This is a genomic window from Sporanaerobacter sp. PP17-6a, assembly GCF_900095615.1.
Taxonomy (GTDB): Bacteria; Bacillota; Clostridia; order Tissierellales; family Acidilutibacteraceae; genus Acidilutibacter; species Acidilutibacter cellobiosedens.
Window position 1 is genome coordinate 98930 of record NZ_FMIF01000013.1, and the last position, 15672, is coordinate 114601.

Annotated in this window: 14 protein-coding genes; 11 read left to right on the top strand and 3 right to left on the bottom strand. The window is 33.2% G+C overall.

The genetic code is table 11. The features are described 5' to 3' along the window. Position 1: 1 nt before the first annotated feature. Genes PP176A_RS06760 through PP176A_RS06770 form a run of 3 tightly spaced genes read left to right on the top strand, consistent with a single transcriptional unit; the run spans position 2 to position 2562 of the window. Positions 2-1363, top strand: coding sequence for a PTS galactitol transporter subunit IIC (locus PP176A_RS06760; protein ID WP_071139702.1), 1362 nt, complete (start codon positions 2-4; stop codon positions 1361-1363). A gap of 21 nt (positions 1364-1384) precedes the next feature. Beyond that, positions 1385-1915, top strand: coding sequence for a hypothetical protein (locus PP176A_RS06765; RefSeq protein ID WP_071139703.1), 531 nt, complete (start codon positions 1385-1387; stop codon positions 1913-1915). Beyond that, a complete protein-coding gene (locus tag PP176A_RS06770; protein WP_071139704.1) occupies positions 1888-2562 on the top strand; it encodes a class II aldolase/adducin family protein in 675 nt (224 codons plus the stop codon). The genes PP176A_RS06765 and PP176A_RS06770 overlap by 28 nt, the downstream gene beginning before the upstream one ends. Before the next feature lie 203 nt (positions 2563-2765). Here PP176A_RS06770 and PP176A_RS06775 read toward each other — a convergent pair whose 3' ends face one another. Further along, positions 2766-4169 carry a sigma-54 interaction domain-containing protein gene (locus tag PP176A_RS06775; protein ID WP_071139705.1) on the bottom strand — a complete coding sequence of 468 codons (1404 nt, stop codon included), beginning with the start codon at positions 4167-4169 and terminating at the stop codon, positions 2766-2768. 259 nt (positions 4170-4428) lie between these two features. Continuing rightward, positions 4429-5352: a hypothetical protein gene (locus PP176A_RS06780; RefSeq protein ID WP_071139706.1), complete on the bottom strand. Its 924-nt coding sequence runs from the start codon at positions 5350-5352 to the stop codon at positions 4429-4431. 371 nt (positions 5353-5723) lie between these two features. Here PP176A_RS06780 and mtnA point away from each other — a divergent pair, with 371 nt between their 5' ends. Further along, positions 5724-6761, top strand: coding sequence for an S-methyl-5-thioribose-1-phosphate isomerase (gene mtnA, locus PP176A_RS06785; RefSeq protein WP_071139707.1), 1038 nt, complete (start codon positions 5724-5726; stop codon positions 6759-6761). Between the two features lie 253 nt (positions 6762-7014). Here mtnA and PP176A_RS06790 read toward each other — a convergent pair whose 3' ends face one another. Next, on the bottom strand, positions 7015-7662 hold the full coding sequence (locus tag PP176A_RS06790; protein WP_200796072.1) for an MBL fold metallo-hydrolase: 648 nt from the start codon (positions 7660-7662) through the stop codon (positions 7015-7017). A gap of 252 nt (positions 7663-7914) precedes the next feature. Here PP176A_RS06790 and PP176A_RS06795 point away from each other — a divergent pair, with 252 nt between their 5' ends. From PP176A_RS06795 to PP176A_RS06825, 7 genes are all read left to right on the top strand, one after another. Continuing rightward, the gene (locus tag PP176A_RS06795; protein ID WP_071139708.1) at positions 7915-8226 is read left to right on the top strand and encodes a YerC/YecD family TrpR-related protein; all 312 of its coding nucleotides are present in this window, start codon (positions 7915-7917) and stop codon (positions 8224-8226) included. A gap of 252 nt (positions 8227-8478) precedes the next feature. Beyond that, a complete protein-coding gene (gene hutH / locus PP176A_RS06800) occupies positions 8479-10014 on the top strand; it encodes a histidine ammonia-lyase (protein ID WP_071139709.1) in 1536 nt (511 codons plus the stop codon). Positions 10015-10088: 74 nt separating this feature from the next. Next, positions 10089-10988 (top strand): glutamate formimidoyltransferase, encoded by a 900-nt coding sequence (ftcD, locus tag PP176A_RS06805; protein WP_071139710.1) that lies wholly within the window; start codon positions 10089-10091, stop codon positions 10986-10988. Between the two features lie 23 nt (positions 10989-11011). After that, positions 11012-11629: a cyclodeaminase/cyclohydrolase family protein gene (locus PP176A_RS06810; RefSeq protein ID WP_071139711.1), complete on the top strand. Its 618-nt coding sequence runs from the start codon at positions 11012-11014 to the stop codon at positions 11627-11629. Between the two features lie 39 nt (positions 11630-11668). Beyond that, the gene (locus tag PP176A_RS06815) at positions 11669-13675 is read left to right on the top strand and encodes a urocanate hydratase (RefSeq protein ID WP_071139712.1); all 2007 of its coding nucleotides are present in this window, start codon (positions 11669-11671) and stop codon (positions 13673-13675) included. Between the two features lie 73 nt (positions 13676-13748). Then, positions 13749-15011, top strand: a complete 1263-nt coding sequence (gene hutI / locus PP176A_RS06820; RefSeq protein WP_071139713.1) for an imidazolonepropionase — start codon at positions 13749-13751, stop codon at positions 15009-15011. 105 nt (positions 15012-15116) lie between these two features. Beyond that, positions 15117-15578, top strand: a complete 462-nt coding sequence (locus PP176A_RS06825; protein ID WP_071139714.1) for a flavodoxin family protein — start codon at positions 15117-15119, stop codon at positions 15576-15578. The last annotated feature ends 94 nt before the right edge of the window (positions 15579-15672 follow it).

Below are 15672 nucleotides of genomic sequence, written 5' to 3' on the forward strand. Positions count from 1 at the left end.
TATGTCATATATTTTAGGATTTTTCAATTTTATTCAGGGATTAGGCGCCAACGTGATGATGCCCATAATAATTTTCATATTTGGAATTATTTTAGGAACTGAGAAAGGTAAAGCATTAAGAGCAGGATTAACAGTCGGTGTTGGATTTATTGGATTAAATTTGGTAATAAATGCATTAGGGGCTAATTTAGGTCCGGCTGTTGAACAGATGATTAAACGTTTTGGCCTTTCACTTTCGGTGATTGATGTTGGCTGGCCTGCCGCAGCGGCTATAGCATTTGCTTCAACTGTAGGAATGATAATAATTCCTGTTGGTTTAATTGTGAATATCGTGATGATTTTAACTAATACAACTCAAACAGTGGATGTTGATATTTGGGATTATTGGCATTTTGCTTTTACGGGAGCATTGGTAGCAATATCTACGGGTAGTCAGATGATGGGAGTAATTGCAGCGGTATTGAATATGATAATAATTATGGTGATAGGAGATTATACAGCACCGGGAGTTGAAAAAACGCTGGGATTACCGGGAGTTTCTCTGCCCCATGGATTTACAGGAGCATATGCACCCATTGCAATCGTAATAAATAAAATTATAGATTTAATTCCGGGAGTAAGGGATATAGATATAAGTATGGAAAAAGTTCAAAAAAGATTTGGAGTGTTTGGAGAACCTATTTTAATAGGGACAAGCCTTGGTATAATAATAGGTATTATTGCAGGCTATGGAATTAAAGATGTTCTTACTTTAGGTATCACTATGGGTGCAGTGCTTGTTTTAATTCCTAAAATGGCATCATTGCTTATGGAAGGATTATTACCTATTTCTGATGCAGCCTCAGAGTTCATAAATAAAAGATTTTCAAAAAAGGGGAAAATGTACATTGGACTTGATTCGGCAGTAGGAGTAGGGCATCCCGTAACATTGTCGGTTTCACTTATATTAGTACCTTTAACAGTTTTTATGGCAGTTCTCATACCCGGTAATAAGGTCTTGCCTTTTGCTGATTTAGCAGTGATACCATGGATGTTTGTATTAATCACACCGGTTGTTAACGGAAATGGGTTCAGGGCTTTAATAAATGGTATAATTGTTTTGGCAGTAGGTTTATTGATTTCAACTAATTTGGCACCTCTTATAACCATAGCAGCCCAAAATGCAAATTATACTATGCCTTCAGGTGCAACTCAGATTTCAAGTATATGCGATGGTGCAAATCCATTGACTTGGCTGATTGTGAGAATAAATGATTTTGGGTGGATTGGCATGGCAGTTATAGCAGTAGTTGCAATATCCTTGGCGATAATTAACAGAAAGAGAATCTTAAAAGAAGCACATGAAATGGAACAAAAAGCATAATTTAGATTGGTATGGTGAAAGATGGAAAGAGAATATAAATTTGATAAAAAGCTATTTTTAGTCAGGATTGTTTATGCAAGTGTTTTAACAATTATAGTATTATTTATAGGTATTTATAAATTATTTACGGGTACGAATATAAAATATTTGTGGATGTTTATATGCTTTCTATGCATATATACAATTATAACTAATTTTGTATCAATCAGCTATCCTGGTGAAATAATTATAGGAGGAGATAAAATAATATTTAAAGCCTTTAAAAGATCTCATGTATACAGTATGGGCGAAATTACCAGTTTTAAAATTAAAGAACAAAGGCTTGCCGGAAAGCTATATATAAGAATTAATTCTCCTTCATTATTTAGAGGAAGATATTGGATAGATTTGAGAGCTTATGACGATTATAAGGATTTAGAAACTGAGCTTTTAAAAATTGAAGAGATGAAGCATCCCGATTCTCTGAAGCAGAAAATAAAAGTTAATAATTCTCTTTACTCTTTACGTAGAAAGGAAGATAAAAAATGTATAAAAAAGAGAAAGATGAAATAATAAAAGCAGGAATTAAATTAGACAGGTATGGTTTAATAGTACTTTCAGGGGGAAATGTAAGTTTAAGAGTTGAAAAGGATAAGATATTAGTTACTCCTTCAGGAATGATTTATGAAGAAATGGTGACAGATGATATTATTTTGATGGATTTGACAGGCAATATAATAGAAGGAAAGAGAAAGGCTTCCGTTGATACTAAAGCATTATTATATATATATAATAATATGACAGGTGTTAAGGCCATAATTCATACCCATCAGCCTTATGCGACGGCATTGGGATTAATTCAGGATGAATTTAAGTGTAATCTTACAACATTAGCTAATGCCACAAAGGGTTCCGTTAAGGTATGTTCGTTTTCATCTGCGGCCAGTGAGCAAATGGGTATAGAAGCAGTGGAAAATTTAAATGGTAAATTAGCAGTAATATTAAAAAATCATGGAGTAATAGCAGTGGGGAATTCTTTAAAACAAGCTCTTTATTCGTGTGTATATTTGGAGGAAGCAGCAAAAACATACTGTATAGCTAAATCTATGAGTGATAATATTGCCATGATGACTGATAAACAAATTGAACAAGCAGTAAGAATATTTGATTATTATGGACAAGGGAAAGAGGAAGTTCCTGAATTCTTAGTCAATCAGTAAAAATTTTTAAATAAATTATATGATAATATGACCGGTTTTGTGACCGGTCATATTGTTTTCCTAATAAATTTTATTATAACAAATATTAGCTATTATTAGCTATAAGTAATAAAAGACGAATTATTGTCAGAATTGTCAATAGTTCGTCTTTTATATAAACATTAAATTATCTTTAAAGGTATGAGTTTTATATTTTTATAACCTTATTTATATTTGCTTATTTGGATGGAATATTTGTTTATTTTGTAATGAAGAGTTTGTCTGGGAATTCCAAGCATATTTGCTGCAGAAGTAATATTTCCGTTAGCTTTTTTTAAGGCATTTATTATTAGTTGTTTTTCCAAGGATTCGATTTCTTGATTTAACGGTTTAATTTCCCTTATATCTTCATTTATAGAATTATTATTTATGTTTTCGATTAAATATATGGGCAGATGTTTTAATTGTATATCTCCGCTGTTTAATATATTAACGGAAGATTCTATTATATGTTGCAACTCTCTTACGTTTCCCGGCCAGTTATATTCATAAAATATCTTTTTTACCTCTTTAGATATTCCTGATACATTTTTATTGAGTTCTTTATTATATTTATCTATAAAATATGGAATATATAGTGAAATATCTTCCTTTCGTTCCCTTAAAGGTAATAATTTTATACTTACTACATTTAACCTATAGAAAAGGTCCTCTCTTAAATTTCCCCTTTTAACGGATTTAATGGGATCTTGATTCATGGCGGTTATTATTCTTACATTAATTCTTCTGTCTTTTGAATCCCCTATCCTTCTAACCATTCCGTCTTGAAGTACTCTTAAAAGTTTTGCCTGTAATCCGTTAGGCATTGAATTTATCTCATCTAAGAACAGCGTCCCGCCATCAGCAAGTTCAAAGAGTCCCGGTCTATCTACAGAACCGGTAAAAGCACCTTTTACTGAGCCAAATAATATTGATTCAAATAGATTTTCCGGGAGAGCGGCACAATTTTGAGCGATAAACGGTTTATCATGTCTGTTGCTATAGTTATGGATCGATTGAACGAATAATTCCTTTCCAGTTCCGGTTTCTCCATAGACTAAAACAGGAGATGAACTATTTGCAATCATCTTTGCTTTTTTTATATTGTATTTCATTTCTTTGTTTTGAGTAATTATACTATCAAAATTGTACTCTGCCGTATTTTTTCCCATATTAAATTTTTTATTTCCAATAATTTGGAACGTTTTCCTTGTTTTTAACCTTTCTGTTATTTCTTTAACTTTAGTTATATCTTTGGATATTTCTATTGCTCCTAATATCTTTCCTCTCCTGATTATAGGAAGTGTAAGATTTTGGGTATTATAGACTCTTCCTTTATTATCGTGGAAAATTTGATTCTCAAAATATTGCGGAGTACCATATTTTAAGCAATTAATTATTGTACTTTCTTCGATATCTAAAGCGGGATATATTTCAAGAAAATTTTTGTTTATAATTTCTTTAAAATCGTTTAATTTTGAATTATTGTCGAATCTGGGATTATATCTCACGGAATATACGATATTTCCGTTATGATCCACTATCATTATGGCATCCACATATTCCATATTTATATCATTAAATAACATAATCGTACCCCTCTCTATTGTATTTATTGAAAAGGAAAAGTTAATCCTATTGAGCATAAGAATTTTTAAAATAAATATTCTAAAATCATAAAAATAATTAAGATATCAATTAAATAATACCTTAATAAAAATATAATGGCAATAATCATTACTTGTAAACAGATATCCCGCATCAAATTTCCAATAAAGATTTTTTGTATCATAAAAAAACCCTACATGTTAAATTATTTTACATTAACATGTAGGGTTTTTATTCAAACTATTTCACATTTTCCGATTGCTTCACCATATCCGGATTTTTTAAATGAATTTCTTTACCCTCAGAATTGACTAATTTAAATTCTCCACTTGTGAGTCCGCTATTTAGGTATGGAAGATTAAAATATCCGTCTTCATTCATTTTATATTCAATGCCGCCGATAATCCATTTTGCATCCCTGGGTACTCCATATTCTAAATGATTTATACTATTTAAACAATAAATTTGATTATTAAATGCTTTATCATTGATGATTCTTCCGCTATCTAAATAGAAATACCTATTAGTTTTTCCTGTACTCATGCCTACTTCGAAATATCCGGGTTTAAATCCGAGCTCATTTGTTAAAAAATTTATAGACTTTTTTGAAGAAATGATCATATAAGAACTGTCTCTTAATAGTTCATTTATTATATCTACCGTATCAAATAATGTTTGATCATATGATGTTTTACTTTCATCATATATACTGTCTACAAAATCAATTGTTTTAAAGCCATTATTTGTAGCACCATATAATCTTTCAATACCATCTGCATGTTTAAATTTATAGTAAGTATTTGGTGATAACGTCAGCCTGTTATTTATTACTTCTAAAGTTTTAACATTATCTTCATTTATAATTGGTGATACTTCACTAATCGGTATTTCAATTGACATTCCATCTTTTTCGATATAAAAATTATTAGCACCATATTCAAAGGAAACAATTCCGCTGTTAAAATCTATCATCTCTCTGTTTATTATCATTTTCTGAGTTATTTTATTTAAATTGATAAATTTAGATGGAATATAGCTGCTGAAATTAGATTTATATATTGAATTTTCGTTTTTAATAGTAAAATTATTACTTAAAATATTTCTTGAAAAGATGCTATTATTGATTGTATAAAATCTTTCTATAATATTATTATTGATTCTCATAAATTCACCTATTTTCTTTATTTTATTATGGAAATCCTTGTGCAAAATCAAAGTGGCCAACTTTTTATATATGTAGATAGTACTTCATATTCGTAACAAAAAGATTTTACCAATCTCCCCTTTCTAAAATTGATGATGGATTTAATAATAATTTATATATCAAAATATCTATCGTCACTATATAATTTAGCTTTAATAATAGAAAATTATCCATAACTTGGATTGTCCCGTTTACTGATTTTTATATTAATAAAAATATAATGGCAATAATCATATAGTTATATAGATTGCCTTTAATATGATAAAATATATTTGTCCGATTCAGATATAATTTATTTGAGGTTTTTAAAATTCAACGAGGGAGTGATCTGATGCTTCAAACTATTAAATATGACGGGGGAAAGTTGTACATAATCGATCAGACAAAATTACCTGTAGTTAATGAAACTATCGAAATAAAAAATGCGGAAGAGTGTTTTGATGCCATAAAGAGACTCAAAATAAGAGGTGCTCCGGCTATAGGGATAGCTGCTGCTTATGGAATATTTCTGGGAGTTAAAGATGTCGAAGAAGATGATTTCGATAAATTTTATAAAAAGTTTACAAAAATCAAGGAATATTTGAGTTCTTCAAGACCTACGGCAGTCAATCTTTTTTGGGCTCTGAACAGGATGGATAAGAAAGTTTTAAGTTTAAAAGACAGACCTTTGCATGAAATAAAAGAAGCCTTGGAGGAAGAAGCTGTACTGATTCAGAAAGAAGATGAAGATGTCTGCAGAAAAATAGGAGAGAATGGCCTGAAAATTTTAAAGGATAATATGTCTGTTCTCACTCATTGTAATGCAGGAGTATTGGCTGCTTCCAAATATGGTACCGCATTGGCTCCTATTTATATGGCTAAAGAAAAGGGTTTAAACATAAAAGTATTCGCCGATGAAACAAGACCGCTTCTTCAAGGCGCAAGGCTGACATCATTTGAATTAAGTCAGGCGGGTATAGATGTGACTTTAATTACAGATAGTATGGCAGCAGTAGTGATGAAAAAAGGTTGGGTGGATATGGTAATCACGGGCTGTGATAGGGTAGCTGCCAATGGGGACGCAGCAAACAAAATAGGGACTTACGGAGTAGCCCTTTTGGCTAAAGCACATAATATTCCGTTTTATATAGCCGCACCTTTTTCAACTATAGATTTAAACACGTCTACAGGAGATGATATTGTTATAGAAGAAAGAGATAAAGAGGAAATAATCAGGGGATTTGGAGTCCAGACAGCACCACTGAATATTAAGGTATTTAATCCTGCTTTTGATGTTACTCCTCATGAATTGATTAACGGAATAATCACAGAAAAGGGGATTGTTCGGGCCCCTTATGATATCAATTTAAAAAAATATTTCGGTTTATGATTATGAATAAAAAAGTAAGGTCCGTAATGGATCCAGATATATAATATATCTATTATTTATATGGATCCATTACGGACCATATAAAATATTGGAGATATATTATTCTCATCAAAGCAGTATCAAATCAATTAGATTAAATACTACCATTGACTATCTCTATAGGGTACTCATTAAAGAGCTGCCTAAAAGATTTGGCTGGATAACTTTTTACGAACCTTACATACTTTATAATCTCCAAAACAAAAAATTATATTCATAAAATTTTTTGTTTATAATTTAAGCTTATAACTTTTTCAGTCTTTAAAAAGGCAGAGTCTACATCAATATTATTTGATGAAATTTTCCCCCCATTTAATTCCTTTAAAAAATTTTTTTCATCAGTTATTGGGAAATCAATTTCGGGAGTTTTAAAATGCATGGGGATTGTCAGTTTTGGATTTAATTGCTTTACCACTTTTACAGCCTCTTCATTATTAATAGTATAATATCCTCCTACAGGAATGAATAAGACATCTACTTTGCCTATTTCTTCTAATTGCTTGTCTGTAAGAGTATGACCTAAATCGCCCAGATGGCATAATTTAATACCATCCATATTTATCAGAAATACAATATTTTTTCCCCTTTTAGTCCCATAAACGTTATCATGGAAAGTCCTGATACCATTTATGATAATATCCTTTACATTATATTCCTTAGGTTTATCTATTATTTTAAAGTCGCCTTTTATAGCTTTGAAATAGTTGTGATCATAATGGGAGTGAGAAGAAGTTACAATATCAGCTTCTATGTCTAAAGGAGAATACCCTACAGTTGGATCAAAGGGGTCTGTGACAACAACAATACCTTTATTAGATGTTATTTTAAAACATGAATGACCAAACCATTTTATGTTTATCAAACTTAACACCTCCAACTAATGTATTTTTAATTGATTTTAATTATATCATTGAACTTGACTTTCTTCAATAGAAATAGGCAGAGCTTGCAATAAATTGAACTTTATTATATAGTGATTATAAGTATTTAAAAAAAAGAAATGACTTTATTACAATAACATAGTAATTTATAAAAAATATTCATAAATAGAAAATGAAAAGGTTTTTCGACAAAAATGTAGAATATTATTATAATAAACAAGGGGGAATTTATTATGACTTATGATTCCAAAATTAAAAGCAAGCAAGCGGATTTGTTTTTTGATGCAATTCTGAAACTTGAAAATTTGGAAGAATGTTATCGTTTTTTTGAAGACATTTGCACGGTAAAAGAAGTTCAGTCCATTTCCCAAAGATTTAAAGTAGCAAAATTACTGCGTATGAATAAGACCTATAATGAAATTGAAAAGGAAACGGGGGCCAGTACAGCAACTATTAGCAGAATAAATAGATCGTTAAATTATGGTTGCGATGGATATGACATTGTATTTGAACGTATGGGAGTTCCTTCGAAAGAGAAAAGGTGACATGATCCCACCTGTATACTCGCTAAGTGAGTAAAGAAGTTGCAGGTGGGAGTATTTTTTTATATATCCCAGTTGACTGTTATTTGACGAAACTGTGTTATAATAAATATAATAAATAGATCATATTTAGGTGGTGGAGATAAGGGATAACGGTTTCAATTTATTATTTTAAAAATAAGGTATGTTTATATTATGAGGGAAATTTTTTGAGACTAATTTTAAATATTGTGATAATTTAAGGAGGGAATGTGAATGAAGGAAATTGTTTTAACAGGCAATGATTTAACATTAGAACAGTTGGTATTGGCAGCAAGGGAAGGGTGGAAGGTATCCTTAAGTAAAGAAGCCGAAAAAAATGTTTTATCATCAAGAAAAATAATAGACGATATAGTGGAAAATGAGAAAGTGGTATACGGAGTAACTACCGGATTTGGGGAATTTTGCAATGTTAATATATCCAAGGGAGATTGTAAGACATTACAAGAGAATCTTATTCGTTCTCATGCCTGCGGTTACGGTCCTTATTTTTCCACAGATATTGTGCGGGCTATAATGGTTACAAGAGCTAATGCTTTAGCAAAAGGGTATTCCGGGATTAGGATAGAAACTCTGAATACTCTTATAAAAATGTTGAATGAGGGGGTTCATCCGTTAATTCCTGAAAAAGGTTCTTTAGGTGCATCCGGTGATTTAGCACCTTTAGCTCATATGGTTTTACCAATGCTTGGACTTGGAGAAGCAGAATATAAAGGAAAGCATATGACGGGTAAGGAGGCTATGGAAAAAGGCGGGATACCAACAATAGAATTAGATGCAAAAGAAGGCCTTGCATTAATTAATGGAACTCAGGTATTAACTTCCACAGGCGCCTTAGCGGTTTATGACGGGATAAAATTGTTAAAGATAAGTGATATCGCGGCGGCATTGACTATAGAGGCATTGAGAGGAATAACAGATGCTTTTGATGAGAGAATCCATATAATAAGAGGCCATAAAGGGCAGCTTAAGACTGCAAGAAATATATTAAAGTTAGTAAAAGGAAGTACCTATGTAACAAGGCAGGGAGAATTAAGAGTACAGGATGCGTATTCTTTAAGATGTGTACCTCAGGTTCATGGAGCTTGCAAGGACACTATAGATTATGTACAAGAGAAAGTTGAAACAGAGTTGAATGCCGTTACGGATAATCCCATAATCACAAAAGAAGGAGATGTAATATCGGGGGGCAATTTCCATGGAGAACCTATGGCTGTAGCATTTGATTTCTTAGGAATCGGAGGAGCAGAGATAGGGAATATTTCTGAAAGGAGACTGGAAAGACTTATAAATCATCAATTAAACGATTTGCCTGCATTTTTAACAAAGGATGGAGGATTGAGTTCAGGGTTTATGATTACTCAATATGCGGCAGCAGCATTAGTATCTGAAAATAAAATACTTGCTCATCCTGCCTCTGTAGATTCTATACCGTCTTCGGCTAATCAGGAAGATATTGTAAGTATGGGGACTATCGCAGCAAGAAAAGCAAGGGATATAATAAACAATGTAAAGAGGATATTGGCTACAGAAGTGATGGCAGCATGTCAAGCTATAGATTTTAGAAAGGACGAAGGGTTTGAACTTGGAGAGGGTACTAAAGAAGCATATAAGGTAATAAGAGGTGCAGTAAAATTTATAGAAAAGGACAGCGACATAGAAATGTACAAAGAACTTGACAAGGTTACGGACCTTATAGACAGCGGAAAAATATTGAAAGCCGTTGAAGAAAAAGTAGAATTGGAATATTGATGAAGTCTTTTGGAAAAATGATATAATAAAGTTAAAATGAGAAAGATTATTTACCTAAAATGAGGAGGAAAGAAATGTCTAAGTTAGTTGAATGTGTTCCAAATTTCAGCGAAGGAAGAAACAACGATGTTGTAGAGAAAATAGTTGAAGAGGTAAGAAAGGTTAAAGAAGTTAAACTATTGGATTATTCATCAGATGAAGACCATAACAGAACTGTAGTTACAATGATCGGTTCTCCCGAAAAGGTAAAAGAGGCAGTTATAAATGCGTCAAAGGTTGCAATTGAGCTTATAGATATGACTAAACATCATGGAGGTCACCCGAGGATGGGTGCTGTAGATGTGGTGCCTTTTACTCCTGTTTCAGATATAACCATGGCAGAATGTGTTGAATTAGCAAAGGAAGTAGGAAAGACAATAGGAGATCTGAAAATTCCCGTTTATTTGTATGAGGAGGCGGCAACTAAACCTGAAAGAAAAAATTTGGCTGATATAAGGAGAGGACAATACGAAGGATTCTTTGAAAAAATTAAAAAAGAGGAATGGAAACCGGATTTCGGTCCTCAAATTATGAATGAAAAAAGTGGATGTACAGCAGTAGGAGCAAGAGTGCCATTAGTGGCATTTAATGTAAATTTAGATACGGATGACTTGGAGATAGCTACTGCTATAGCTAAAAAGGTGAGATTTATTGGCGGAGGATTGAGATTTGTAAAGGCTATCGGATTAAAATTAGAGGAAAGAAATATAACTCAGGTTTCGATGAATTTGGTTAATTATGAAAAGACTTCTGTATACAGAGCTTTTGAAATGGTTAAGATGGAAGCTCGAAGATATGGAATAAACGTGGTAGGAAGCGAAGTAATAGGAACAGTTCCAATGAAGGCATTGCTGGATTGCGCCGAATATTATCTACAGATTGAAAGTTTTGATATCAATCAAGTATTGGAAAAAAGGCTTCTTAATTCTAAATAATGATATATGGAGGATTTGAGTATATGTTTAAGGAAATGAGTATTAAAAAATTTATGGATGAAACCTCATCAGACTCACCCGCCCCTGGAGGAGGAAGCATTGCAGCATTGAATGGGGCATCGGCAGCTGCCTTAATACAAATGGTTGCCAATTTGACCTTAGATAAAAAAGGATACGAGAATGTTCAAAAAGAAATGGAAGAGATAAAAAAAACGGCACAAGATTATAAAGAAAAATTTATCAATTATATAGATGAAGATGCAAATTCTTTTAACAGTATAATGGCAGCTTTCAAGCTTCCTAAGAACACCGATGAGGAAAAGAATGAGAGAAAAAATATCATTCAGGAATCCTTTAAAAAGGCAGCTTTGGTTCCGTTAAATGTGGCAAAGGATGCTTATGAACTGTTTTCTTTAGCGGAGAAGGTAGTATTGAAAGGTAATAAAAATGCCGTAACAGATGGTGCGGTGGCTGCTCTCTCGGCAAGGACTGCGGTTATTTCCGCATTATATAATGTCAAAATAAATTTAGGTTCCATAAAAGATGAAAAATTCACAGAGGCTGTGAGAAGAGATGTATGTGAATTGGAATCAAAAGTTAATGATAAGGAGAGGGAAATACTATCAAAAGTTAATTTATAGCATATTAAATAAATATTTATTAATGAGGAAGGTGTAAAAATGATTAAAATAAAACTTGATGATTATCTTCCGGAGATGCCTAAATTTGTCGAAGGTATAAGAAGAGCACCGGACAGGGGATTTCATTTGACTAAGTCTCAAACAGAAACTGCATTAAAGAATGCATTGAGATATGTTCCTGAAAAATATCATGAACAATTAATCCCGGAATTTTTAAATGAGTTAACAACAAGAGGCAGAATTTATGGATACAGGTTCAGACCGGAAGGCAGAATTTATGGTAAGCCCATTGACGAGTATGAGGGCAACTGCATTGAAGGAAGGGCTTTTCAGGTTATGATTGATAATAACTTGGATTTTGATGTGGCTTTATATCCATATGAACTTGTTACTTATGGGGAAACAGGAAGTGTTTGTCAAAATTGGATGCAGTACAGGCTGATAAAAAAATATTTAAGTGTAATGACTCAGGATCAGACTCTTGTACTGGAATCGGGACATCCCCTTGGTTTATTTAAGTCGAGACCAGAATCGCCAAGAGTAATAATTACAAACGCTTTAATGGTTGGAATGTTTGACAATATGAAAGATTGGGAAATTGCTGAAGAGATGGGAGTTGCCAATTATGGACAGATGACTGCCGGAGGATGGATGTATATAGGGCCTCAAGGAATAGTCCATGGAACTTATAATACCATATTGAACGCAGGAAGATTAAAATTGGGGATTCCCAATGACGGAGATTTAAGAGGAAAGCTGTTTGTTACGTCCGGTCTCGGGGGAATGAGCGGAGCTCAGGGCAAAGCAACGGAAATAGCTCATGGAGTAGGTATAATAGCGGAAGTTGATAAATCCAGAATAGATACTCGCCTCAAACAAGGATGGGTAAAAAAGTGCTCTTCCGATTTGAAAGAAGTATTTTCATGGGCAGATGAATCTTTAAAGAAAAAGGAGCCTATGTCCATAGCTTATCTTGGAAATATAGTTGATCTGCTTAAATATGTGGTAGATAATAACATACATGTAGATCTTCTTTCCGATCAGACGTCATGCCATAATGCTCATGAAGGAGGATATTGTCCTGAAGGAATAACATTTGAAGAGAGAACGAGGCTTTTGGCCAAAAATCCGGAAAAATTTGTAAAATTAGTTGACAGCACCTTAAGGCATCATTTTAAGTTGATTAAGGTTTTAACAGAAAGAGGAGTCTATTTCTTTGATTACGGAAATTCTTTTATGAAGGCCGTATATGATGCGGGCATCAAGGAAATATCAAAAAATGGCGTGGATGAAAAAGACGGATTCATATGGCCTTCCTATGTAGAGGATATAATGGGACCCCTTCTTTTCGATTATGGATATGGCCCATTCAGGTGGGTATGCCTAAGCGGAAAGCACGAGGATTTGATAAAAACCGATCATGCCGCTATGGAATGTATTGATTTTAACAGAAGATATCAGGATAGGGATAATTATAATTGGATAAAAAATGCGGAAAAAAATAAGATGGTAGTGGGAACTCAAGCAAGAATATTATATCAGGATGCGGAAGGCAGGATAAGAATAGCTCTTAAATTTAACGATCTGGTACGAAAGGGAGAAATAGGTCCTGTAATGATAGGAAGAGACCATCATGATGTATCCGGAACTGATTCCCCATTTAGGGAGACTTCAAATATTAAAGACGGAAGCAATGTCATGGCAGATATGGCTGTTCAATGTTATGCAGGAAACGCTGCAAGAGGTATGAGTTTGGTTTCTCTCCATAATGGCGGCGGGGTAGGAATAGGTAAGGCAGTAAACGGAGGATTTGGATTGGTACTTGATGGAAGTTATAGAGTAGATGAAGTGATCAAGTCAGCTATATTGTGGGATGTTATGAGCGGAGTTGCAAGACGATCTTGGGCAAGAAATGAACATTCCATGGAAACAGCCGCTAAATTTAATAAAGATAATGAAGGTAAAGGCCATATTACAATTCCTTATTTGACAGATGAAAAAATGATTAAAAATGCTGTAGAAGATATATTTGAAAAGTTAAAATAATGAATAGGACTTTACATCATACTTAATGTATGGTGTAAGGTCCTATTTTAAACTATAATTGGTAGGTGAAAAGATGAAAAAAGGAAATATTTTGATAAAAAATGCTTCCCAAATTGTTACATGCAGTGGGAACAAGGCTAAATTCGGGAAGGATATGTCCGATATTCACATAATTGAGAACGGAAGCGTGGTAATAGAAGAAGGGATAATCAAAGCAGCAGAGAAGACAGAGGACATTCTGGGCAAATATGATGAAAATAATTATGAGGTTTTAAATCTGGAAAACAAATGTGTATTGCCGGGTTTTGTGGATTCCCATACCCATTTTGTATTCGGAGGATACAGAGAAGAAGAATTCTCCTGGAGGCTTAAGGGTGACAGCTATATGGATATAATGAACAGAGGAGGAGGCATTGCCAATACTGTCAAAGCTACAAGAGAAGCTTCAAGAGAAGAACTTATAGGCTTAGGAAAGAAAAGATTGGATTCCATGCTGCATTTTGGAGTAACGACGGTGGAAGGGAAAAGCGGATACGGATTGGATTATGATACGGAAATAAAACAGTTGGAAGTTATGAAGGAACTTAATGATATCCATCCGGTGGATGTAGTATCAACGTTTTTGGGTGCCCATGCTGTTCCCGCTGAATATAAAGGAAAGCAGAATGATTATATAGATTTTATGATAGAGAAAGTAATGCCCTATGTAGCGGAAAACGAATTAGCGGAATTCTGTGATGTTTTCTGTGAAGAAGGAGTTTTCTCCGTAGAAGAATCAAGAAAAATTCTTTTAGAGGCAAAAGAGTTGGGGATGAAATTAAAAATTCATGCAGATGAAATAGCTTCTCTTGGAGGAGCAGAGCTGGGTGCAGAATTGGGAACCGTCTCTGCAGATCATCTTCTCCATGCTTCCGATAAGGGAATAAAAGATATGGCTGAAAGAAAAGTTGTAAGTACATTGCTTCCGACGACGGCTTTTTGTTTAAGGGAACCATTTGCAAAGGGTAGATATATGATAGATAATGGTTGTGGAGTAGCATTGGCAACTGATTTCAACCCGGGAAGCGGTTTTACCAATTCGATACCCCTTATCTTTGCTTTATCTGCCATATACATGAATATGACAATAGAAGAAACAATTACAGCCATGACTATAAACGGAGCGGCAGCCTTAGACAGGGCAGATACCATAGGCAGCATAGATGTTGGTAAAAAAGGAGATTTGGTTGTATTGGAATATCCTTCTTATAAATTTCTTCCTTATAACACAGGAGTTAATATAGTGGAGAAAGTTATAAAGAATGGAGTATTGGTTTATAGTAATGGAATAAAGTAATATAAAAAGATATTATTAGTTTATTTACCATAATGTTTATTTTTATCCTTTAAAATGATATAATTATTTTAATGGATAAAATTTTTTGTTAGAAGGAGAATGAAAATGAAAGCGTTAATTGTTTATTCATCTTTTCATCATTTTAACACAAAAAAGGTTGCCGAAAGGATATCCGCCGCATTGGATGGAAAGCTGATAAAGGATGTTGATTTTGACAACGGTATGATAGGGGATTACGATTTAATCGGCTTTGGCTCAGGAATATATGCGGGAAGATATCATAAAAACATGAGAAATATAATTGAGAATGCGGACTTGAAGGGCAAGAATGTTTTTGTATTTTCCACGAGAGGAAGCGGAAATACTAACTGCAACGATCATGCTATAAAATCCTTAAAGGAAAAGGGAGCAAATGTCTTAGGTGAATTTAGCTGTACAGGGTATGATACATTTTTTATATTTAAATTGTGGGGAGGATTTGCCAAGGGACATCCTGATGAAGAAGATTTAAAAAACGCAGAAAAATTTACTCATACCATTTCAGACAAATTCAATAATATAAACTAATTTTAAAAAGGGATTTTCAATAAGGAAAATCCCTTTTTCCTATGGAAAAGTCTTTTTTAACTAATATGTTAAGAAAGATAATATATGATATAAT

Coding starts and splice junctions, on each gene's coding strand:
- PP176A_RS06760 (WP_071139702.1), top strand. CDS start 2: ATGTCATATATTTTAGGATTTTTCAATTTTATTCAGGGATTAGGCGCC.
- PP176A_RS06765 (WP_071139703.1), top strand. CDS start 1,385: ATGGAAAGAGAATATAAATTTGATAAAAAGCTATTTTTAGTCAGGATT.
- PP176A_RS06770 (WP_071139704.1), top strand. CDS start 1,888: ATGTATAAAAAAGAGAAAGATGAAATAATAAAAGCAGGAATTAAATTA.
- PP176A_RS06775 (WP_071139705.1), bottom strand. CDS start 4,169: ATGTTATTTAATGATATAAATATGGAATATGTGGATGCCATAATGATA.
- PP176A_RS06780 (WP_071139706.1), bottom strand. CDS start 5,352: ATGAGAATCAATAATAATATTATAGAAAGATTTTATACAATCAATAAT.
- mtnA (WP_071139707.1), top strand. CDS start 5,724: ATGCTTCAAACTATTAAATATGACGGGGGAAAGTTGTACATAATCGAT.
- PP176A_RS06795 (WP_071139708.1), top strand. CDS start 7,915: ATGACTTATGATTCCAAAATTAAAAGCAAGCAAGCGGATTTGTTTTTT.
- hutH (WP_071139709.1), top strand. CDS start 8,479: ATGAAGGAAATTGTTTTAACAGGCAATGATTTAACATTAGAACAGTTG.
- ftcD (WP_071139710.1), top strand. CDS start 10,089: ATGTCTAAGTTAGTTGAATGTGTTCCAAATTTCAGCGAAGGAAGAAAC.
- PP176A_RS06810 (WP_071139711.1), top strand. CDS start 11,012: ATGTTTAAGGAAATGAGTATTAAAAAATTTATGGATGAAACCTCATCA.
- PP176A_RS06815 (WP_071139712.1), top strand. CDS start 11,669: ATGATTAAAATAAAACTTGATGATTATCTTCCGGAGATGCCTAAATTT.
- hutI (WP_071139713.1), top strand. CDS start 13,749: ATGAAAAAAGGAAATATTTTGATAAAAAATGCTTCCCAAATTGTTACA.
- PP176A_RS06825 (WP_071139714.1), top strand. CDS start 15,117: ATGAAAGCGTTAATTGTTTATTCATCTTTTCATCATTTTAACACAAAA.